A 20,624-nucleotide genomic window follows, 5' to 3' on the forward strand; every position below is an offset into this window, starting at 1 on the left:
GCGGCGTCCTCGCCTAGCGCCGCATCGACCACGGCCAGGGTGTCGGGGTCTGTGATCAGGTCGGTGTGCCACACGATCGCCGAGGCCAGCCGCACACTGATCGCCCCGCGGGCCAGCAGTGCCCCCACCCGGGGGAGCCGGGTGCGCAGCGCCATCGCCAGGTACATCTGCCCGGAGGCCAGCGCATGGCTGAGGTGTCCGGCGGCAGCGACCTCGGCGGCCATTGCGTCCCAGTTGTCGCACGACCAATGCGCGGACTCGGTCGGGCCCTGGGCGTGGCGGGCCACGAACTCCGCGATCGCGGCCAGCCGCCGCGCCGCGGCGATCGCCTCGTCGCGCGCACCGTCGCCGATCGCCGCAACCAGCTGCGCATCGGTCGCCGACCGTAATTCGACGGCGCTCAACGAATCGCACATATGTTCGAAGATAGGTGGTCCCGGCGGCGCGCGACACCCCCAACCGCCAACCTGTGGATGAACCCCCAACTGTGGATAAGCCGTCCGAAACGGGTTTAATCCCAGCCCGGCCCGGGCACGCGAACGGCATGTCTGTCGCAGCGTTTCAGGATCTGCCGTTGGCGGACCGCGACCGCAAGTGGGACGGCGACGCCGCCGAGAAGCGTGTCCGCAAGTGGGCCGGCGCCGAGGATGCGCCGAATGAAAAGTACCGCGATGCCCACGTCTGGTACGACGGCGAGAAGAAGGACAATTTCACCGCATACAAGTTATTAATCGCCGACGTCATCGGCGGCGAGCTCAAGGCGGTGCCGCGCGGGATCATGGCGGCCGGCGCCATCATGGATGGCGCGCGGGGCGGCGTCAACCTGCCCGAGAAGGACGTCGACCGGGTGAAGGGCCACCTGGCGAAGTACTACAAGAAGATGGACGAAATCCCGCCCTGGGAGCGCAGTTAACGCCCGCGAGCGTGCGCGGTTGCACACCCAACGCGGCGTGTCGCCGTACAAACACGCACGCTCGCGCAAGAAAGGGCGCGCAAATGAGCTAGACCTCGACGGCTAGCGTGGACAGGCCACGCAGGGTGACGTTGGCCTTGTAGTGCGGCTCGCCGGCCAGGCGTGCCCGCGGGAAACGCGCCGTCACTGCCGAGAGGGCGACGCCGGCTTCCAGGCGGGCCAGCGGAGCGCCCAGGCAGTAGTGCGCCCCACGGCCGAATCCCAGATGCCGCAGCCCGTCCCGCCCGGGGTCGAAAGTGTCGGGCGAATCGAACTCCGCCGAGTCGCGCTGCGCCGCCGCCAGCAGCAGCATCATCACGTCGCCCGCCGGCACGTCGACGCCCCCGACGGTCATGTCGGCGGCAGCCACGCGGCCGACCAGCTGCACGGGCGGGTCGTACCGCAGGGTTTCCTCGACGATGGCGGGCGCCCGACCGGCGTCGGCGGCCAGCGCCGTCCACTGCGCGGGGTCGCGGAGCATGGCCAGGACGGCATTGCCGATGAGGTTCACGGTGGTCTCGTGCCCCGCGATCAACAGCAGGTTGCAGGTGGAGACGATCTCCTCCTCGGTCAGCTGATCGCCGGATTCCTCCACCGCGATGAGCAACGACAACAGGTCGTCCCCCGGATGGGCGCGACGGCGGTCGATCAGGTTGTGGAAATAACCACGCAGCCATGCGCCGGCCTGCATGCGCTGGTTCACCACTTCCGGCGGGACACCCGTGATGGTGGCGAACGGGTCCAGCGCCTGCGCCAGCACCGCCGACGCCCGGCCGAACTGAGGCTCGTCCTCCAGCGGGACCCCGAGCAATCGGCAGATCACCGCGACGGGCAGCGGATAGGCGAAGTCGCCGACGACATCGAAACGTCCCCGCTCGGCGATGCCATCCAGCAGCCCGTCGACCAGGCCCGCGACATCGGGCTGCAAAGCGTTTACGACTTTCGGCGCGAAGGCCTTGCTCACCAGCCGGCGCAGCCGGGTGTGGTCGGGCGGATCGAGGAACAGGAACCCCGGCGGAAATTGCCGGGGCCGCGCCACGCCGGCTTCAATCTGTCGCTTCGTGACCGTCGAGTTCATGTTGTCGCTACTCGTCGACGGGTGGCGCAGCACCTCGTCGCAGTCGCGGTAGCTGGAGAAAACGACCAGGTGGGAATCCGGCAGCTGCAGCGGCCCGCGGTTGCGGAACCGCGCGTACACCTCGTACGGGTCGGCGCGGTTGGCCGGGTCCAGCAGCTGCAGCAGCATGGATTCGGCTTGCGCCGACGCGGTCCTCATGCAGCCATCGCGGTCGTCATGCAACCATTGTGCCCGCGGCCCGGACCGGCTCAGCGGCGCAGAAACTCCACGATGTGTCCGGCCAGCTCCTCGCCGGCGTCCTCCTGCAGGAAGTGGCCGGCACCGTGGATCACGGGGTGATCGATGCCTTGGGCACCGCGCATCTCCCGCCGGAAGATCGCGCCCATCGGCCCCGTGATGGGGTCGCTGTCGCTGAAGGCGACGAGCATGGGCGTCGGGCTCACCGACAACTTGGTCCAGGCCGCCTTGTTGGCCGCCGCCGCCGGATCCTCCGGAGAGGTCGGCACCAGCCCCGGCATCGCGCGCGGCCCGGCGCAGAATTCGTCGGAGGGAAACGGCGCGTCGTACCCCGCGCGGACCTCGTCGCTCATCTCCTGGCGGCAGCCGCCCTGCACGAACCAGCCGACATTCAGCGTCGGCGCCGTCGTGATGGCCTCCCGGAAGCGCCACCACACCTCCGCCATCGGCTGATCCCCGTTGGGTAGACCGGTGTTCGCGACCACCAGCCGGGCGAACCGTTCGGGATGCTCCGCGGCCAGCCGCAACCCGATCAGCCCGCCCCAGTCCTGCCCGACCAACGTCGCGTTGCGCAGGTCGAGCACGTCGAACGCGAGGGCGCGCATCCATTCGACGTGACGGGCATACGTGTGGTCTTCCCGACGAGTCGGCTTGTCGGAGCGGCCGAACCCGACGAGGTCGGGGCAGACGACCCGGTGTCCGGCTGCGGCGACGATCGGAATCATCTTGCGGTACAGGTACGACCACGACGGCTCGCCGTGCAGCATGAGCACGGGGTCGGCATCGGCCGGCCCGTCCTCGACCCAGGCGACCCGCAGCTCGCCGCCCTCGGCGTCGGGTATCTCGGCATACCGTGGGGCGTAGGGAAAATCGGGCACGTCGTCGAACCGCTCGTCGGGTGTCCGCACGGTCTGCATGACTCATGTCCCTTCGGTTAGGCCGGCCACTGCCGGCTGCGACATCAATCGATCGAGGAACGGCAGCTGCCCCTTGAGCAGCTTGGTGCGCGCCCGCGCCACCGAGAACCAGCCGACACGATCGACCTCGGGGAACTCCCGCATGGTGCCCGAACCCCTCGGCCACTCGAGCAGGAAGGTGTTGCTGTGCGCGTCGGTCACGTCGAGGTCGCCGTGCACGGCGAACGCGGTGATCACCTTGCCGCTGGGTTGTTTCAGCACCCCGAGGTCCGCTCGCGGACCGGGGGGCACCGCCAGTCCGAGTTCCTCGGTGAACTCGCGCTGCGCGACGCCCCAGGGGTCCTCCCCATCGGCGTACTCCCCCTTGGGGATCGACCACGCGCCATCGTCCTTGCGGGCCCAGAACGGGCCGCCCGGGTGGGCGATCAGGACCTCGACGACGCCGTCGGACAGCCGGTAGACCAGCACACCCGCACTCAGCTTGGCCAACCCGTCACACCCCGGTGGCGCGTTCCAGGTCCTTCAGCGACTCCTCCAGGTGTGCGAGCAGTCGCTGCAGGTGCGGCACGCTGCGCCGGCACCCGACCAGGCCGAAGTCGAGGTTGTCGGCGTTGCTGGCCAAGGTGATGTTCAGCGCCTGGCCGTCCAGCACGATGGAGAACGGGTAGTTGCCGTTGAGCCGGGCGCCCCCGTAGTACATCGGCTCGGTGGGCCCGGGGACATTCGAGATGACGAGGTTGAACGGCGGCGGCGTCGACGAGACCCAGCCGGGGATGGCCGCCAGGCTCAGTGATGCCACGTTCATCGCGGACAGCGCCAAGGCCTGCAAGCGCGGCAACTGCGAGAAGACGTTCTTGTTGTTGCGCATCGACTCGCTGACCGTCTGCAACCGCCGCGCCGGATCGTCGGTGTCGGTGGCGAGGTTGCACAGGATCGCCCCAACCAGATTGCCTCCGGCGTCGGCCTCGTCCTCGCTGCGCAGGCTCACCGGAACCATGGCGAGCAGCGGCGCGTCCGGCAGGGCGTTGTGCTCAAGCAGGTAGTAGCGCAGGGCGCCGGAACACATCGCTAGCACGACGTCGTTGACCGTCACTCCCGACGCCTTCTTGACGTTCTTGATCCGCTCCAGCGACCACGACTGCGCCGCGCAGCGGCGGGCGCCGCCGATCTTGACGTTCAACATGGTGCGTGGGGCGCCGAAGGGCAATGTCAGCCGCTGTTCGAGCAGCGCCGCACGAGCCAGCGACACGGTCGACGGAGGAAGCGCCGCAACGGAACCCGCGATTTGGAGCAGCGAGTTCAACCGGGATGACGGGCGCGGCTTGCGCTTTCGCTTGGGCAGGCCCCACGGCGCCCGAATCTCGGTGTCGGCCGGGTCGCTCGACAGGGTGCGCTGCATCAGCTTCTGCGCCGACACGCCGTCGATGAGAGCGTGATGCACCTTCGTGTAGACCGCGAACCGGCCGTCTTTCAGGCCCTCGATGATGTGGGTTTCCCACAGCGGGCGATGCCGGTCGAGCAGGCTGCTGTGCCACCGCGACGTCAGCTCGAGAAGTTCGCGGACCCGCCCGGGCGACGGCAGCGCCGAGCGCCGGACGTGGTAGTCGACGTCGATGTCCCTGTCGTACGACCAACCGAGATTCGCGACGCCGCCCACGAACGCCGCCGGGTGCTTGAGGAAGGTGGGTTGGAAGTCCCGCTGCGCGATCAGCTCGTCATAGAGCTCCCGGACGAAACCGCGTCCGGCACCGTCGGGCAACTCGAACAACTGCAGCCCACCGACATGCATGGGGTGCTCGCGGGATTCCCCCATCAGGAAGATAGCGTCGGTGGGCATCATCAGTTCCATCCACCCATTAGACAGTGACGGAGTCGTCGTCACGCAAGCACTCTCAGAACATCGCCGCCGAACCGAGCTCGGGATGGCCGCGCACGAATCGGACCAGCCGGTCGACATAGCTACGGAAAGCGGGCACCTCGATACCGCTGCCCGCGAGGTCGGCGCGGGTGTGGTCCGTCAGGTAATGCGTTGGGAGCGTGAAGTAATCGACGAGCTCGGGCGGGATCCCGAACAGCTTCTGCACGCCCGGAACGTGGGCCAGCGACGCCCTCGCCAGCTTCCGCGGCAGCCGGACCTTGACCAATTCCCGCCCGGTCGCCTCGGCCAGGGCGTCCGCCATCTCGTCGACAGTCAGCGGACGCGGATCGGCCAGCTGGTAGGTCCGGCCCTGCGAATCGGGGAGGCCGCTCAGGTGATCGACGGCGTCGATGACGAAGTCGCGCGGCACCACGTTGACCCGCGTCATCATCGGATCACCGGCCATCGGCACGATCGCGCGTCGCGGCTGCCGCAACAGCAACCGCATGACGAAGTAAGGGCCGTCAAATTTCTGCGTCTCCCCCGTGCGGCTGTCGCCGACCACGATCGAGGGGCGGTAGATGGTTGCCGGCATGCCCGCGGACATGTGCCAGCGCACGTCCGCCTCGGCGAGGTTCTTGGTTTCCTCGTAGTAATTGTTGAACGGTGCCCCCACCTCGAGGTCGTCCTCGGCGAACGGACCGGCATAGCGGCCGCTGACGTAGCAGGTGCTGAAGTAGTGCAGGCGACTCAATTTCGGGCAGCGCCCGAGCGCGTCCAGCACGTTGCGGGTGCCCTCGACATTGACCCGGACGGCGACGTCCCGGGCCACGGTGAGGTCGTACGCGGCGGCAAGATGCCACGCCTCGGTGACCCCGGCGAGGGCGTCGGCCGCCAGCCCCAGCCCGGGCTGGGTGATGTCGCCCTCGACCAACCGAATCCTGCCCTCCAGGAAGGGATCCGCCGAGACCAGCTCGCTGGCGCGGCGCTCCGCCTGCGTGGCGAACTTCGACTGCACCAGACAGATCGCCGAGCCGTCGGTGCGCTTGAGGATCCTCGGCAACAGTGCGCTGCCGAGAAAACCGGGAAACCCCGTCATCAACACGGACATCGCGGATCTCCTTACCGTCACCTCTTGGCGTAGAGCGCGTCGATCTCGTCGGCGAACCGGGCGGCCACGACGTTGCGCTTGACTTTGAGGGTCGGGGTCAGCTCGCCGGTGAGCACGGTGAAGTCGACGGGCAGGATGTGGAACCTGCGGATCGATTCGGCGTTCGACACCGCCTGGTTGGCGGCCTTCACGGCCTGGTCGATCTCGCTCACCAGGTCGGGGTCGTCGGCCAGGTCCGCGACCGAGGCGGTGGCCGCCTTGCCGTGGTGCTGCTTCCACACGTCGAAGCCCTCCGGATCGATCGCGATCAGTGCGGCGACGAACGGCCTGTTGTCCCCGACGACCATCGCCTGGCTGATGAGCGGGTGGGCCCGCAGCTGGTCCTCGAGGACGGCCGGGGCGACGTTCTTGCCGCCGGCGGTCACGATGATCTCCTTCTTGCGGCCAACGATCGACAGGAAGCCGTCGTCGTCCACCGATCCGAGGTCGCCCGTGTGGAACCACCCGTTGACGATCGCCTCGCCGGTGGCCGTCTCGTTGTGCCAGTAGCCACCGAACACGACGCCGCCGCGGACCAGCACCTCGCCGTCGTTGGCGATCGCCATGCTGTTGCCCGGCAACAGCTTTCCCACGGTGCCGACCCGTTCTTCGCCGAGCCGGTTAAGGGTGATCGCGGCGCTGGTCTCGGTCAGGCCGTAGCCCTCGTATACGGTCAGCCCGGCACCGCGGTAGAAGTGGCACAATCGCTTTCCCAACGGGGCACCGCCCGAGACGGCCGCACGGCATTGGCCACCCAGCGCGGCGCGCAGCCGCCCGTACACCAGCCGGTCGAACAGGGCATGCCTCGCCCGCAACAGCCGGCCGGCACCCCCGGTGTCCTGCGCGGCGCTCCACTCGATCGCGGTGCGGGCGGCCAGGTCGAAGAGCCAACCGCGGCCGCTGTCCCGCGCGCTCAATTCCGCTGTGTTGAAGACCTTTTCGAAGACTCGGGGCACCGACACCACCACCGTGGGTTTGAAGACGGCGAGGGTGGGCACCAGGTTCTTGATGTCGCTGGTGTAGCCGATGGTGACCTTGTTGGCGAACGCCGACATCGACAACGCGCGTGCCAGCACGTGGGCCAGCGGCAAAAAGACGAGGAGCCGTTCGCCCTTGCGCAGCAGCGTCGGGAAGCACTCCGCGGCACCCCGGGTCTCGTACAGCAGGTTCGAGTGCGTCAGCTGGCAGCCCTTCGGGCGCCCGGTCGTGCCCGACGTGTAGATCAGCGTCGCGGCGTCGGCCGCTCGCAGCCCGGCCAGGCGCTGGTCGAGTTGACCTGTGTCGACCGACTTCCCCGCCTCGGCCAGCTGGTCGAGCGCGGCGGATCCCCCGGACTCGAGGTGCAGGATGTGGCGCAGGTTCGGCAGCTCGTTGGCGAGTTCCTTGACCAGCTGCGCATGCGCGTCGGTCTCGGCGATCACCAGCACCGCGCCGGAGTCCTCCAGCACCCAGCGCACTTGCTCGGCCGAGGATGTGTCGTAGATCGGCACCGTGACCCCACCCACCGAAAGGATCGCGTAGTCCAGGATCACCCACTCGTAGCGGGTGCCCGACAGGATGGCCACCCGGTCGCCCGGGTTCACCCCCTCGGCGATGAGGCCCAGCGCGGTTTGCCGGATCTGCTCGGCGGCCTGGGCGCACGTGACGTCCGTCCAGACGCCGTCGACCAGGCGCCGGAAGATCACGTGGTTGGGGTCGTCGCGCTCGTGGGAGTACACGCTGCTGACGATGTTGTCGTGCTCACCGACGGTGAAGCCCGCCGGGACGCTGAATTCACGCATGACTCAAGACTCTCGATGTGGGGTTCTCCGCACGACGCTAACCGGCCCGGCGGGGCGGTTCCTAGTGGCCAAAGGTCCCGAGCGTCAGGAGCCGATCGGCAGCGGGTCAGTCCCCCAGCGACCAGACGGACGTCGCGATGAGGTCGCCGCGGTCGAGCCCGGCGGCGCGATGTTCGTGCACCGCGACGTATTCGGGCGTCGTCACCATGTCGATGAACGCCTGCGGAGTCGGGTATTCGACGATGAGAATGGCGTCCCACCAAGGCTTTTCCCCGTCACCAATGACGAACGCGGGCGCGGCGCCGAGATAGCGCACGGTGGCGCCGACGCGTTCGAGATGCGGAGCCACCTCACGCCCGTAACGCCGATAGGACTCCACGCCGCCCGGCGTCTTGAACTTCAGCAGGTTGACCATCACGACGGGCGCGTCCGCCGCCCGGGCCGCCAACGCCGCGAACTGCTCGGGGGTGGGTTCCAACGAGGTGCTCATGGGGGTGTCCGTCATCCGACGGATGTTATGCCGGCGGTCGACAGGGTGAAGCCGCGGCCCGAGGTCACGGTGCAGGTCACCCCGCCGCTCTCCGAGCGGCAGTTGAACGGGCCGACTCCGGCGTTTTGGCCGTAGGCGAGCGTGGGGGTGCCCTGCGCTGAGTTGCCCAGGCAGGAGTCGCCCGTGCAGCTCTTGAATGAGCCGCTGGTGGTCATCGTCACCGACTGGGGCGGGGAGTTGGTCTGGCAGTAGGTCTCGTCGGGTATCTCGTTGCGGTTGAAGTTCATCTCGCAGCTGATGTTGTGCGACGGGGATAGGAAGGTGCACTCCGTCGGCGTGCAGACCGGGTTGTCGGCCGCGGCCCTCGGCAGGGCGGGCCAACAGGCGAAAGCCAATGCCATCGCGGCGACGAGCGTCCGGTGCACGATCCCTCCCACGGGTTCGGCGGTTTCTGTGGTGCCCGAATTATCCAGTGCACCGGCCCGGTTGCGGGCGGTTTCGGCGCGCTTTTGTTTGTTGACAGTCACTGCCAGGTGGTCATACTGTGCCGTGCGAGGCGCCAGGCGCACCGCTTTCTACCGGAGGTTCATCGATGAGCAGCCCGACCAAGCTCCGTGTCATCCAGTGGGCGACGGGAGGTGTGGGCCGGGCCGCGATCGAGTGCGTCCTCAATCATCCGCAACTCGAACTCGTCGGCTGCTGGGCGCATTCCGCCGACAAGAACGGCCGGGACGTGGGCGAGTTCCTCGGCCTTGGTGCGCTGGGCGTCACCGCCACCAACAGCCTCGAGGACGTGATCGCCACGGAAGCCGACTGCGTGGTGTACAGCCCGCTGATCCCCAACGACGACGAGGTGATCGCCATCCTGCGGTCCGGAAAGAACGTCGTGACCCCGGTCGGCTGGGTCTACCCGGACCCGGGCAACCCGCGGCACCGGGCCGTCGCCGACGCCGCGATCGAGGCCGGGGTGACCCTGCACGGTTCGGGGATCCACCCGGGCGGCATCACCGAGCGATTCCCGCTCATGCTGTCGGGGCTTTCGTCGGCGGTCACCCACATCCGCGCCGAGGAGTTCTCCGACATCCGCACCTACAACGCCCCCGACGTGGTGCGCCACATCATGGGTTTCGGCGGCACGCCCGAGGAAGCCATGCAGGGCCCCATGGCGAGCCTGCTGGAGGCGGGGTTCAAGCAGTCGGTGCGAATGATCGCCGACCACATGGGGTTTCGCATCGATCCGAACATCAGGACCATTCAGGACGTCGCGGTGGCGACCGCCGACATCGACTATGCCCCGTTCCCGATCACCACGGGAGCCGTGGCCGCGCGGCGATTCCGCTGGCAGGCCCTCGTCGATGGCGAACCGGTCATCACGGCGGCGGTCAACTGGCTGATGGGCGAGGAGAACCTGGACCCGGCCTGGGATTTCGGCGGCCGCGGCGAACGCTTCGAGGTGGAGATCACCGGCGACCCCACCGTGAGCCTCACCTTCAAGGGGTTACAGCCCGAGACGATCGCCGAGGGGCTGGTGAAGAACCCGGGCGTCGTGGCCACCGCCAACCACTGCGTCAACGCCATCCCGGACGTCTGCGCGGCCGGCCCCGGCATCAAGACCTACCTGGATCTGCCCCTCTTCGCGGGCCGCCCCGCGCCGAAGCTCGCGGCGGGGGCGCCGACGCGATGACCTACGCCCATCCCGACTCGATGCGCGGGCACGTCGCGATCGTGACCGGCGCGGCGCAGGGCGTCGGCAAGGGCGTCGCCGCGGCCCTGCTCGAGCGCGGCGCGTCGGTGCTGCTGGTCGACATCCAGGACGAGAAGCTGCGCGCGACCACCGCGGAGTTGCGGCAGCTGGGCCGAGCCGAGGGGCTGGTGGCCGATCTGCGCAACCCGGAGAGCGCGCCGCGCATCGCGGCCGCCGCGGTCGAGGCGTTCGGCGCCGTGCACGGCCTGGTCAACAACGCGATAGCCACCAACGAGCCGAAGCGGTTCGTGGACATCACCCTCGAGGACTGGGCGCTGGGCCACGACGTCGGTCCGCGGGCATCCTTCCTGCTCATGCAGGCGGTGCATCCGTTGATGGTGGAAGCGGGCGGCGGGTCGATCGTGAACCTAGGCTCGGGGACGGGCACCGGCGGCGAACCGAGGTGGGGCGGCTACGCCGCGGCGAAGGAGGGCATCCGCGGGTTGTCCAAGGTCGCCGCGCTGGAGTGGGGGCGCGACAACGTGCGCGTCAATGTTGTCTGCCCGTTCGCCGAGTCGGACGGCGTCAAGCTCTGGAAACAGTTCGCGCCCGACGATTACGCGAAGGCGGTCAAGCGGGTTCCGATGAAGCGCATCGGCGACGTGCGCTCGGACGTAGGCGCGCTGGTCGCCTTCCTGCTCGGCAGCGATGCCACCTTCATCACCGGCCAGACCATTCACGTCGACGGCGGGATCGGCTGCTTCCGGTGACCGTCGGCGGAGAGTCGCTGCGGGAACGCCAGCGCGCGCAGATCCGCGCCGACATCCGGCGCGCGGCGATCCGCCTGTTCGTCGAGCGCGGATACGACGTCGTCACGACCGAGGAAATCGCCGCCGCGGCCGGGATCTCGCCGCGCACGCTGTTCCGACACATGCCCGCCAAAGAGGACCTGTTGCTGGCGCCCGTGCGTCACGGCGGTGCCGCCATCGTGAACCTGCTCGAGCAGCGGCCCGCGCGGGAGCCGCCGGACGTTGCGCTGATCAACGCCATCGTCTCCCGGATCGGCTCGTTTGACCACGCCGACATCGAAGAATGGCGGGAGGCGCTGCTCGGGGCGCCCGGCCTACTCGAGAAGGCCACCATTCACATGCCCGGCGACAAGGAGCGCGCCGCGAAACTGATCGGTGACCGCATGGGCGCCGACCCCGAACATGACATCCGCCCCGCCCTGCTGGTCCAACTCGCCTTTGCGGCCGCCGATTTCGCGTTTCAGCGCTGGGTACGTCAGCCAGCCCCGCGGCGCCCGCTCGATGATTGCGTGACCGAGGCCCTGGAGGCAGTCAAGAGCCCGCACTGGAGGCGGAAGCCGCGCTGAGACGTCTTGATCGCGCCGAGGCTGCCGCGGCGGCTGCGATCCGCGGCAAGTCCGCGACCTCCAGTGCAATTTCGCCGGTGGGCGCGGTGGGTGCTGTGGGTGGGTGGCGGCTTAGCCGCCGCCACCCCCGGCGCCACCGCCGGCCCCTCCAGCACCACCCGCCGGTCCCCCCGCACCGCCGTTCACGCCGTTGCCGCCACCGTTGCTCCCGTTGACCGGTGGCGGGGGCGCCGGGCTGGACGAGGTGGGCGGCGCCTTGGGCGCGTTGTTTGCCACCGTGGTTGCGCCCGCGCTGCCGGCGAGGGCGACCGCCAGGCCGATCGTGGCGGCACCGCCCACCAACGCGATTGCGTGCTTGGCTTGAGCCTTCCGTGCTTTCATCGGACCTCCCATATCGTCGTTGATTCCGACGTCCGCGAGATACCCCTTTCGCGAGTGCGTAACCGGTCGGGAGAGTCCGGATGGGAGTTGAACGGCGGGTGAACTGCGGCAAGGGCCTTGCGCAGCCCGACGTCAGCGCGAGGGCCGAGTCCGACTGACACCGCCCCGGGGAGTAGCGAGGGCGGGCAGGACCGTGTCGGTGAGCAGCTGCACCGACTTCCACGCTTCGTCGACGGGCATGCCCCCGACGAGCGGATGCATGACCAGCGGGCCATAGTCGCCCGCGTCGCGAATCTCGGCGATCAGCTCGTCGGGCGTGAGGAACCGGTACCGCCCCGACGCTCTGACCTCGTCGAGGGTGCGCACACCCGGCAGATGCATCAGCGAACGCTGGTCGGTGGACAACTCGCCGTAAGTGACTGCCGTAAGTGACTGCCTCCCAAAGGATATGCTCGCCCAAATCCGCCCACGCGCGCTCGGGGTCCTCGTGCAGGTAGATCATGCCACGGTTGACCGGCCCCGGCATGAGGATGAACGGCGTCACGCCGGCCTCGGCGCAGACGTGACGATAATACGCGGCCACCTCGGGCAGGTGGTCCGCCAGGCTGAGCGGCAACCGGAAGCGGGCGGCGCGCCGCGCGGTCGCGCGCGCACCCCCGCCGACATACAGCGGCGGGTGCGGCCGCGTCCACGTTCCGGCGCAGATGCCCGCGTCGTTGCCCGACCAGACCGAGAGCATGCCCTCGACGAGGGCGTCCATCAACGCGCCGCGCCGGCCGAAATCGGCTCCGAGGGCGTCGTATTCGACCGTGCGGTAGCCGAGGCCAACGGTGGTGTGCAGTCGGCCGCGGCTCATGTTGTCGACGAGGGCGATGTCCTCGGCGAGCCGCACCGGGTTCCACAGGGGCCCCAGCGCGCAGTCCACGCTGGCGATCAGCGTCGACGTCCGGGCGAGGAACATGGCCGCCGCCATGATGGGGTTGCAGCTCCAACCGTGTCCGGTCGCGTGATGCTCGTCAACGCTGATCGACGTGATGCCGCGCGACTCGCCCCACTGCGCCAATTCGAGTGCGGCGGAGAGTAACCGGCTTTGGGTGCGCGGGTCGCCGTGCGGGGAGGCGAAGTTGAAGCGCAGTACCGTCAACAGCACGTCAGCCCTCCGGCGCCAGCGATCGCAGGAAGGCGCCGAAATCGGGGAACAGCGAACGGTCGACGATTTCGATGCGGGTGCCGAAGCTGTCGACGTAGTAGGCGAACAACGCGAGACCGGGTGGCGAGACATCGGCGGTGGCTTCGAAGGCGAAACCGTGCTCCTCGAGCGATCGCGCGGTCGCGCTGAGGTCGTCGGTCAAGTAGCCGAGGTGGTGGATGGCGTTGCCGGGCGCCGACGTCCACGGGCTGCCGGGGACCTCCTGGATCAGCTCCACGTGTGGGGCCTGCAGCGAATACACGAATGTCGAAGTCAGTTCGCGGCTTTCGGTCGCGGTGCGGACCGGCAGCGTGTAGCTCATCGGGGTGATCCAGCGGTAACCCGCGAGCGCGCTCAGGCGGTCCATCGCCGCGTGGAGGTCGGGCACGACGATGCCGGTGTGGTAGAGATCCTCGGGCCGCAGTGCGGTTGTCACGGTTGTCATCCCTCCTTCAGACGCAGTCCGACGCGCCGTCGACCACGAAGAGCGCCCCGCTGGTGTAGCTGCTCTGCTCGATGCACAGGAAGGCGATCGTGGGTGCGATCTCACCGGCGAATCCCAGGCGGCGCAGCGGGATGTGGGCTAGCGCCGACTCCACCAGTTCGGGCGCGGCGTGCATGGGAGCCGTCATCGGGGTGTCGATCGTGCCGGGCGCGACCGCGTTCACCCGGACTCCCTTGCCCGCCCATTTGACCGCGAGGTTCCTCGTCACGTCCACGACGCCCGCCTTCGCGGCGCCGTACCCGGGCACCAGCGGGACGGCGCGGAGCCGTCGTTGACCCGCCTCGCCGACGGGCGAGGGGGACCTACAAGTTAGCGAGATCGTCGGGGACGTCGACCTTGTGTTCCAGCAGCGCCTCGAGCGGCACCACCTCGAGTGTGCGCTCGTGTGTGGACGCTAGCACCACCGGTGCGGCGCAGCCGTCCTCGTGGGCCCGCAGCCAGTTGACGGCGGTCACGCACCAGCGGTCGCCGGGCAGCAAACCGGGAAACCGGTACTCGGGAATCGGCGTCAGCAAGTCGTTGCCGATGGATCGTTGATGCTCGAGGAACTCGGCGGTCATCACCGCGCAGATGGTGTGTCGCCCCAGGTCCTCGGGCCCCGTCGAGCAGCACCCGTCGCGGTAGTACCCGGTCAGCGGTTCGCTGCCGCACGGTTCGAGCGGGCCGCCCAGCACGTTGCGATCAGACACGCACCTAGTATTGCGCCATTTGGGGTGATCTTTGAAGCCACTTTGGCAACTGTCCATCAACCGGTCGCCGCGCGATCCCGACACTCAGCGGCCGCGTTCCCCACTACCAGGGCCGCAAACGGCGGCATCGGGGTTTAGGGGCTGTTCACCTGCGCGGATCGGATCGGCATTGTAGGTTCAGCGTGTGTTGGTTACCGGGGCCTTCTTAGCCGAAGCCGCCGCGACCGTAGACAATAAACTCAACGTGACGGGCGGCGTCCTGTCGAGGTTCGCCGTCGGGCCCGACCGCCGGGTCCGGTTCGTGCTCGTGGTCCTCACGAGGTCCGAGACCGACGACTCGGATCGGCGTGTCGACGTGGAACTCAAGTCCCCGGCACTGGACGACTCGCTCGCCCACCGATTCGAGGTGCCGGAGGCGTCCATCGGCGAATTCCCCGGGTTCGCCTTCTTCGATATCGAGGCGGTGCTGCCCACCGATGGCCGGTGGGCGGTCGAGGTGACCGCCGGCGGTGAGACTGTCTCGCTGCCGCTGGTCGTCAGCGCTTGGACGCCGGCGTCGGTGATCTGTGTCAAAATCCCTCCGTCGCAGCGCCTTTGATTCGGAACGGGGAAGTCCAAGCCGAGACCCGTTAGCCCTCAACCCATGTGGCACGCCGCCCGCGGCACTCGCGTGAGAGGGGACGGGACGGCCAGCCGCCAATCCCGCTAGGTCACAGGCGGATAACAATCTTTGCCATACCTGTGAGCTCGCGCGACGCGCTGCGCAAATGCCGGGGACAGCGCGACCGGAAATTTATCGTCGGTTCGTGCACCGTCGAACCGCGCTGAAGCTACCGCTGCTCCTGGCAGCGGGCGCGGCCATGGTGCAGGCGCCCCGCGGTCGCGCGGAACCGGCGCCCCGCTCGTCCGGCGAGATCACCCGGTGGTCGCCCGACCGGGCGAACCGGTGGTACCAGGCCCAGGGCTGGCTGGTCGGCGCGAACTACATCCCGTCCAACGCCATCAACCAGCTCGAGATGTTCCAGCCCGGCACCTACGACCCACGGCGCATCAATACCGAGCTGGGCTGGGCGAGGTCGTACGGGTTCAACAGCGTACGGGTGTTCCTGCACGACCAGCTCTGGGCGCAGGACCCGCGCGGGTTTCAGAACCGGCTCGGCCAGTTCGTCGGGATCGCGGCGAGCCACGGCATCCGGCCGCTGTTCGTCTTCTTCGACTCCTGCTGGGATCCGCTGCCCAAGATCGGGCCCCAGCGCGCACCGCGGCCCGGCGTCCACAACTCCGGGTGGGTGCAGAGCCCCGGCGCCGAACGGCTCGGCGACCCGGGCTACACCGGCGTCCTGCACGACTACGTTACGAGCGTCCTGACCCAATTTCGCAGCGACAACCGCGTCCTGGGCTGGGACCTGTGGAACGAGCCCGACAACCCCGCGCGTGTGTACGCCAAGGTTGAGCGCAAAGACAAGCTGGACCGCGTGGCGGAGCTGCTGCCCCAGGTGTTCCGCTGGGCGCGCGCCGTCGATCCCAGCCAGCCGCTGACCAGCGGCGTGTGGCGCGGCGGCGACCAGGGCGAGCAGGGCGGCCGCAGCCCGATCAGCGACATCCAGCTCAGCAACGCCGACGTGATCACGTTCCACTCCTACGCCGAGCCCACCGGATTCGAGTCCCGGATCGCCGAGCTCGCGCCGCTGGGGCGGCCGATCATCTGCACGGAGTACATGGCCAGGCCGCAGGGCAGCACCATCGAATCGATCCTGCCGGTCGCCAAGCGGCACAACGTCGGCGCCTTCAACTGGGGCTTGGTCGCCGGGAAGACGCAGACCTACTTCCCCTGGGACTCCTGGGACCACCCGTACACGTCGGTGCCGAAGGTGTGGTTCCACGACCTGCTGCAGCCCGACGGGCGGCCCTTCCGAGACAGCGAGGTGCAGGCCGCGCGGACGCTGGCCGGCAGCCCCTCCTGAGCCGCACACAGTGCGCACCCCGAGAGAGTTTGGCGGTGGCGGAGGGATTTGAACCCTCGGACGGTGTTAGCCGTCACACGCTTTCGAGGCGTGCTCCTTAGGCCGCTCGGACACGCCACCGCCAGGCAGCTTACCGAACGGACCGCCGCTCACCCCAATCGCTGGCACCCGCCCACATTGCGGCATGGTTGTGCTTGCCCACCCAACTACAGCCACGGTCGCAATCTCGTCGCAGAGCCGTCGCTGGCACCCGCCCAGACTGCGGCGATGGTTGCGCTTGCCGCCCAACCACAGCCACGGCGGCAATCCCGACGCAACAGGCTCACCCCAATCGCTGCCGGGCGAAGAACTCCTCGAGGGGCGCGGCGCACTCGTCGGCCAGCACGCCGCCCCGCACCTGTGGCCGGTGATTGAGGCGGCGGTCACGCACCACGTCCCACAGCGAGCCGACCGCCCCGGTCTTGGGTTCCCACGCGCCGAAGACCAGCCGCCCGACGCGCGCCAGCACCACCGCGCCCGCGCACATGGTGCACGGTTCGAGGGTGACCGCCAGCGTGGTGCCCTCCAGGCGCCAGCCGTCGCCGAGCACGCGTGCCGCCGCCCGCATGGCCAGGATCTCGGCGTGCGCGGTGGGGTCGCCCAGCACCTCACGGGCGTTCACCGCCCGGGCCAGCTCGGTTCCGTCGGGACCGATGACCACCGCGCCGACCGGCACGTCGCGCGGGCCCGCCGTCGCGGCGACCGCCAATGCCGAGCGGATCAGATCCTCGTCGCCGATCACCGACCCATGCGGTCGATCACGGCCGACAGCTCGTCCGCGAAGCCCATCTCCCGGGCGATGCGACCCAGCTGCTCATCGGCGTACAGGTCGCTCTCGTCGAGGATCACGCCCAGCACCGCCTCGGGCAGCCCGATGTCGGACAGCAGCCCCAGGTCGCCCTCCTCGAACGGGTCGGAGTCTTCCAGATCCTCGGGGTCGATGTCCGCGTCCAGCTTGTCCAGGACCTCTGCGGCGATGTCGTAGTCCAGGGCCGCGGTGGCGTCCGAGAGCAGCAGCCGGGTCCCCGACGGCGCCGGCCGCAGGATCACGAAGAATTCGTCGTCGATGTCGAGCAGGCCGAACACGGCCCCGGCGCTGCGCAGTTCGCGCAGTTCCGTCTCGGCGGCCTTGAGGCTCGTCAGCGACTTGGAAGCCATCGCGGAACAGCGCCACTTGCCCTCTTCGCGCACTACCGCCACGCCGAATCCGTCCGGCGTGTCGGCGGACAGGCCCTGGGCTGAGGCCCGTTGTGCTCCCATGGGCGCCTACGGTAGTCCCTGGCCAGGCCCCTGACCAGACGAAGGTCCCCACGAACGCCGCCCGACCACGGCAGGGCAAGCGCCACCGCGCGTCGAACTGTGCCAACCTTGCACTGTGGCCGGCACCGCTACGCACCCCGTCTCGAAGACACCCGTATGCGTGCTTGGGCTGGGCCTCATCGGTGGCTCGATCATGCGGGCCGCGGGGGCGGCCGGCCGCGAGGTGTTCGGCTACAACCGCTCGGTCGAGGGCGCGCACGGCGCGGTCGCCGACGGCTTCGACGCCACCACCGATCTGACCGCCACGCTCACCCGGGCCGCCGCCACCGACGCGCTGATCGTGCTCGCCGTCCCCATGCCGGCGCTGCCGAGCATGCTCGGCCACATCCGTGACGTGGCGCCGGACTGCCCGCTCACCGACGTCACCAGCGTCAAGTGCGCCGTGCTCGACGAGGTGGCCGCGGCCGGGCTGCGGAAGCGCTTCGTCGGGGGCCATCCGATGACGGGCACCGCGCACTCGGGGTGGGCGGCCGGCCACGTCGGGCTGTTCACCAGGGCACCGTGGGTGCTCAGCGTGGACGACCATGTCGACCCGGCGGTGTGGTCCATGGTGATGACGCTGGCGTTGGACTGCGGCGCGATGGTGTTGCCCGCCAAGTCCGAGGAGCACGACGCCGCCGCCGCCGCGATCTCGCATCTTCCGCACCTGCTGGCCGAGGCGCTGGCCATCATCGCAGGCGAGGTACCGCTGGCTTTCGCGCTGGCCGCGGGGTCGTTCCGCGACGGGACGCGGGTCGCGGCCACGGCCCCCGACCTGGTGCGGGCGATGTGCGAGGGCAACTCCCGCGAGCTCCTCACGGCGGCGGACCGGGCCATCGAACTGCTGAGCCGCGCGCGCGAATCGCTGGATACGCACAACTCAGTCGCCGAACTCGTCGAGGCCGGCCACGCGGCCCGCACCCGCTACGACAGCTTCCCGCGCAGCGAGATCGTCCACGTCGTGATCGGCGCGGAGGACTGGCGGGAGGAACTGGCCGCCGCCGGACGGGCGGGCGGGGTGATCAGATCCGCTCTGCCAAGCCGGGGTAGTCCAGGATGAACCCATCCTCGTCGACGCGCACGACGGTGTCGGCAACGGGCGAGCGCAACTTGATGCCGTCGAGGCGGCCCTCGCTGGTATAGCTGACCGTCGCGGCGGAGACCGACATGTCGGGGACGTTCACGTACACCATCGGCAGCGCCACCGAGTCCGCCCGCTCGTGAAGGCCGAGGCGCCGGATCGGCAGCGCGTTGAAGAACGGGCTGAACACCACGTCGACGTCGAGAGCCCCGTTATAGCCGGCGCGCCGCTCCCCCTGGTGGTCGGTCACCAACCACATGTTCTCCTCGTCGCGGGCGATGGCGAGCTGGCGTTCCCGTTCGGCCAACGTGACGGTCAACCCGAAGCGCTTGGTGGCGCCGGTCTCGTCGGTCTGCAGTTCGTAGTAGGCGCCGAACGCCGCGTTCGTCGGGGTGGCCGCGGCGACGATGCGGCCGTTGGCCCGAATTCGCTTGCCGGACACCTGGACTCGCACCGACTCCATGCGTGAGACATCCTGTGCGCGCCAGGTCAACATCGCTTGCCATACGCGCCGGTTGGGATCGGAGGGGGCTGAACTCACCCGTCTACCGTAGAACGTCGCCGCGAGCCGCGGCACGTCAGCCGGTAAGTGTGACCAGCCCACCCGCGCAGGCGGCCGGTCCCGGGCACCGACGCCCACACCGCCACAGCGAGCAGGCCGTCCAGGGCCAGCGCCAACACGGCCACCATCAGCGCACCCACCAGCGCGAGCTGAAACTCGCGCTCCTTGATCCCGTCGATCAGGTAGCGGCCCAGGCCGCCGAGGCTGGCGTACGCGGCCACCGTCGCGGTCGCGACCACCTGCAGGGTCGCGTTCCGCAGCCCGCCGAGGATCAGTGGCAGCGCATTCGGCACCTCGACGCGCAGCAACACCTGGGTCTCTGTCATGCCGATCGCGCGGGCCGCGTCCACGACCGTCCGGTCGACGCCGGCGACGCCCGCGTAAGTGCCGGCCAGCAGCGGTGGCACGCCGAGCAGCATCAGCGCCGCCAGGGGCGGCCCCATGCCCAGCCCGAACACCAGCACGCCCAGCAGCAGCACGCCCAGCGTCGGCAGCGCCCGCAGCGAGTTGACCGCACCCACCACCAGCAGGGTGCCGCGGCCGGTGTGCCCGATGATCAGCCCGAGCGGAACGGCGATCACCGCCGACGCGCCGACAGCGATCGCCGTGTACTCGATGTGTTCCACGACGCGTGCCGCCAGCCCGACGGGACCGGTCCAGTTGTCGGCGGTCAGCAGATAGGAGACCGCCTGTGCCACGAAGTTCACCGGGCGCCGCCGACCACGGGAGCCGTCACCCGGCGGCGGCGGGCGGTGCCGCCGGTGCGCGCCCACGGCGTCGCCGCGCGGCCGGCCAGCACGATGAGTGAGTCGACGACGACCGCCAGCAGGAACAGCGCGATGATCCCGCCGACGATCTGGTCGCTCTTGTCGGTCTGATACCCCTCGGTGAACCAGGTGCCCAGGCCGCCGATGCCGATCACCGAACCGACCGAGACCATCGCGATGTTGGTCACCACCACCACCCGCAACCCCGCGATCAACACCGGTACGGAGAGCGGCAGCTCGACTTTCAGGACGCGCTTGATCGGGGGATAGCCGACCGCGGTGGCGGCGTCACGTACGTGCGCCGGCACCGCATCGAGCGCCTCGAGCACCGCGCGCACCAGCAGCGCCGCGGTGTAGGCGCTGAGCGCCACCATCACGTTGGCCTCGTCGAGGATCCGGGTTCCGATGATCACGGGCAGCACCACGAACAGTGCCAGCGAGGGAATGGTGAACACGACGCTGGCGGTGATCGTCGTCAGCCGGCGGGCGACCGGCACGCGCTGCACGAGAACACCCAGCGGCACCGCGATCGCCAGGCCGATCAGCACCGGCACCAGCGCCAGTCGCAGGTGAACCGCGGTGAGGGCCCAGGCCTGGCCGAGGTGGGTCAGCAGGTAGTGCACCGG

At 69.2% G+C, this 20,624-nt stretch carries 24 protein-coding genes, 1 tRNA gene and 2 pseudogenes; 7 read left to right on the forward strand and 20 right to left on the reverse strand.

Annotation, left to right across the window (positions count from 1 at the left end; all coding sequences use genetic code 11):
• A partial coding sequence (locus tag SKC42_RS16525) for a DUF222 domain-containing protein (RefSeq protein WP_330965367.1) occupies positions 1–416 on the reverse strand: 416 nt, incomplete at its 3' end.
• Positions 417–544: 128 nt separating this feature from the next.
• Between SKC42_RS16525 and SKC42_RS16530 the strand changes: the two genes are divergently transcribed.
• Positions 545–913, forward strand: a complete 369-nt coding sequence (locus SKC42_RS16530; protein ID WP_330965368.1) for a hypothetical protein — start codon at positions 545–547, stop codon at positions 911–913.
• 88 nt (positions 914–1,001) lie between these two features.
• Here SKC42_RS16530 and SKC42_RS16535 read toward each other — a convergent pair whose 3' ends face one another.
• The 8 genes from SKC42_RS16535 to SKC42_RS16570 form a co-directional block, all read right to left on the reverse strand.
• Positions 1,002–2,228 carry a cytochrome P450 gene (locus SKC42_RS16535; RefSeq protein ID WP_330965369.1) on the reverse strand — a complete coding sequence of 409 codons (1,227 nt, stop codon included), beginning with the start codon at positions 2,226–2,228 and terminating at the stop codon, positions 1,002–1,004.
• A 50-nt stretch (positions 2,229–2,278) separates the two neighbouring features.
• Positions 2,279–3,184 carry a haloalkane dehalogenase gene (locus SKC42_RS16540; RefSeq protein ID WP_330965370.1) on the reverse strand — a complete coding sequence of 302 codons (906 nt, stop codon included), beginning with the start codon at positions 3,182–3,184 and terminating at the stop codon, positions 2,279–2,281.
• 3 nt (positions 3,185–3,187) lie between these two features.
• Positions 3,188–3,673: an NUDIX domain-containing protein gene (locus SKC42_RS16545; RefSeq protein ID WP_330965371.1), complete on the reverse strand. Its 486-nt coding sequence runs from the start codon at positions 3,671–3,673 to the stop codon at positions 3,188–3,190.
• Positions 3,674–3,677: 4 nt separating this feature from the next.
• On the reverse strand, positions 3,678–5,033 hold the full coding sequence (locus SKC42_RS16550; protein WP_330965372.1) for a WS/DGAT/MGAT family O-acyltransferase: 1,356 nt from the start codon (positions 5,031–5,033) through the stop codon (positions 3,678–3,680).
• Between the two features lie 43 nt (positions 5,034–5,076).
• Complete coding sequence (locus tag SKC42_RS16555) at positions 5,077–6,153, reverse strand: SDR family oxidoreductase (RefSeq protein WP_330965373.1); 1,077 nt, start codon at positions 6,151–6,153, stop codon at positions 5,077–5,079.
• A gap of 17 nt (positions 6,154–6,170) precedes the next feature.
• Complete coding sequence (locus SKC42_RS16560; RefSeq protein ID WP_330965374.1) at positions 6,171–7,973, reverse strand: AMP-dependent synthetase/ligase; 1,803 nt, start codon at positions 7,971–7,973, stop codon at positions 6,171–6,173.
• 106 nt (positions 7,974–8,079) lie between these two features.
• Positions 8,080–8,478 (reverse strand): DUF1330 domain-containing protein, encoded by a 399-nt coding sequence (locus SKC42_RS16565; protein ID WP_330965375.1) that lies wholly within the window; start codon positions 8,476–8,478, stop codon positions 8,080–8,082.
• The gene (locus SKC42_RS16570; protein WP_330965376.1) at positions 8,475–8,990 is read right to left on the reverse strand and encodes a hypothetical protein; all 516 of its coding nucleotides are present in this window, start codon (positions 8,988–8,990) and stop codon (positions 8,475–8,477) included. The genes SKC42_RS16565 and SKC42_RS16570 overlap by 4 nt, the downstream gene beginning before the upstream one ends.
• Positions 8,991–9,055: 65 nt before the next feature.
• Between SKC42_RS16570 and SKC42_RS16575 the strand changes: the two genes are divergently transcribed.
• Genes SKC42_RS16575 through SKC42_RS16585 form a run of 3 tightly spaced genes read left to right on the forward strand, consistent with a single transcriptional unit; the run spans position 9,056 to position 11,522 of the window.
• Positions 9,056–10,147, forward strand: coding sequence for an NAD(P)H-dependent amine dehydrogenase family protein (locus SKC42_RS16575; protein WP_330965377.1), 1,092 nt, complete (start codon positions 9,056–9,058; stop codon positions 10,145–10,147).
• Entirely contained in the window at positions 10,144–10,917 is a 774-nt protein-coding gene (locus SKC42_RS16580) for an SDR family NAD(P)-dependent oxidoreductase (protein ID WP_330965378.1), read from the forward strand. The genes SKC42_RS16575 and SKC42_RS16580 overlap by 4 nt, the downstream gene beginning before the upstream one ends.
• Positions 10,914–11,522: a TetR/AcrR family transcriptional regulator gene (locus SKC42_RS16585; protein WP_330965379.1), complete on the forward strand. Its 609-nt coding sequence runs from the start codon at positions 10,914–10,916 to the stop codon at positions 11,520–11,522. The genes SKC42_RS16580 and SKC42_RS16585 overlap by 4 nt, the downstream gene beginning before the upstream one ends.
• 111 nt (positions 11,523–11,633) lie before the next feature.
• On the opposite strand, the gene SKC42_RS16590 is transcribed toward SKC42_RS16585, so the two are convergent.
• The 5 genes and pseudogenes from SKC42_RS16590 to SKC42_RS16610 form a co-directional block, all read right to left on the reverse strand.
• Positions 11,634–11,903 (reverse strand): hypothetical protein, encoded by a 270-nt coding sequence (locus SKC42_RS16590; RefSeq protein ID WP_330965380.1) that lies wholly within the window; start codon positions 11,901–11,903, stop codon positions 11,634–11,636.
• Between the two features lie 132 nt (positions 11,904–12,035).
• Positions 12,036–13,053: pseudogene (locus SKC42_RS16595) on the reverse strand (LLM class flavin-dependent oxidoreductase).
• 1 nt (position 13,054) lies between these two features.
• Entirely contained in the window at positions 13,055–13,537 is a 483-nt protein-coding gene (locus tag SKC42_RS16600) for a VOC family protein (RefSeq protein ID WP_442932172.1), read from the reverse strand.
• Positions 13,538–13,544: 7 nt separating this feature from the next.
• A pseudogene (locus tag SKC42_RS16605) lies at positions 13,545–13,868 on the reverse strand (SDR family NAD(P)-dependent oxidoreductase); the annotation flags it as partial.
• Between the two features lie 31 nt (positions 13,869–13,899).
• A complete protein-coding gene (locus tag SKC42_RS16610) occupies positions 13,900–14,286 on the reverse strand; it encodes a DUF2237 family protein (RefSeq protein ID WP_330965381.1) in 387 nt (128 codons plus the stop codon).
• A gap of 184 nt (positions 14,287–14,470) precedes the next feature.
• On the opposite strand from SKC42_RS16610, the gene SKC42_RS16615 reads away from it, so the two are divergent.
• Both SKC42_RS16615 and SKC42_RS16620 read left to right on the forward strand, forming a co-directional pair.
• On the forward strand, positions 14,471–14,884 hold the full coding sequence (locus SKC42_RS16615) for a hypothetical protein (protein ID WP_330965382.1): 414 nt from the start codon (positions 14,471–14,473) through the stop codon (positions 14,882–14,884).
• A gap of 208 nt (positions 14,885–15,092) precedes the next feature.
• Positions 15,093–16,250 (forward strand): cellulase family glycosylhydrolase, encoded by a 1,158-nt coding sequence (locus tag SKC42_RS16620; protein WP_330965383.1) that lies wholly within the window; start codon positions 15,093–15,095, stop codon positions 16,248–16,250.
• Positions 16,251–16,280: 30 nt separating this feature from the next.
• Here the strand turns inward: SKC42_RS16620 and SKC42_RS16625 are convergent.
• From SKC42_RS16625 to SKC42_RS16635, 3 genes are all read right to left on the reverse strand, one after another.
• Positions 16,281–16,370 (reverse strand) — tRNA-Ser (locus SKC42_RS16625).
• A gap of 202 nt (positions 16,371–16,572) precedes the next feature.
• Positions 16,573–17,031, reverse strand: coding sequence for a nucleoside deaminase (locus SKC42_RS16630; protein ID WP_330965384.1), 459 nt, complete (start codon positions 17,029–17,031; stop codon positions 16,573–16,575).
• Entirely contained in the window at positions 17,028–17,549 is a 522-nt protein-coding gene (locus tag SKC42_RS16635) for a tRNA adenosine deaminase-associated protein (protein WP_330965385.1), read from the reverse strand. The genes SKC42_RS16630 and SKC42_RS16635 overlap by 4 nt, the downstream gene beginning before the upstream one ends.
• A gap of 160 nt (positions 17,550–17,709) precedes the next feature.
• On the opposite strand from SKC42_RS16635, the gene SKC42_RS16640 reads away from it, so the two are divergent.
• On the forward strand, positions 17,710–18,648 hold the full coding sequence (locus SKC42_RS16640; RefSeq protein ID WP_330965522.1) for a prephenate dehydrogenase: 939 nt from the start codon (positions 17,710–17,712) through the stop codon (positions 18,646–18,648).
• Here SKC42_RS16640 and SKC42_RS16645 read toward each other — a convergent pair.
• Genes SKC42_RS16645 through SKC42_RS16655 form a run of 3 tightly spaced genes read right to left on the reverse strand, consistent with a single transcriptional unit; the run spans position 18,611 to position 20,621 of the window.
• Positions 18,611–19,210 carry a putative glycolipid-binding domain-containing protein gene (locus SKC42_RS16645; protein WP_330965386.1) on the reverse strand — a complete coding sequence of 200 codons (600 nt, stop codon included), beginning with the start codon at positions 19,208–19,210 and terminating at the stop codon, positions 18,611–18,613. The two genes, SKC42_RS16640 and SKC42_RS16645, sit on opposite strands and share 38 nt — an antisense overlap.
• Positions 19,207–19,938 carry an ABC transporter permease gene (locus tag SKC42_RS16650; protein ID WP_330965387.1) on the reverse strand — a complete coding sequence of 244 codons (732 nt, stop codon included), beginning with the start codon at positions 19,936–19,938 and terminating at the stop codon, positions 19,207–19,209. The genes SKC42_RS16645 and SKC42_RS16650 overlap by 4 nt, the downstream gene beginning before the upstream one ends.
• Complete coding sequence (locus SKC42_RS16655) at positions 19,935–20,621, reverse strand: ABC transporter permease (RefSeq protein WP_330965388.1); 687 nt, start codon at positions 20,619–20,621, stop codon at positions 19,935–19,937. The genes SKC42_RS16650 and SKC42_RS16655 overlap by 4 nt, the downstream gene beginning before the upstream one ends.
• Positions 20,622–20,624: the final 3 nt, after the last annotated feature.

The sequence above is a fragment of the Mycobacterium sp. 050134 genome (assembly GCF_036409085.1).
GTDB lineage: Bacteria > Actinomycetota > Actinomycetes > Mycobacteriales > Mycobacteriaceae > Mycobacterium.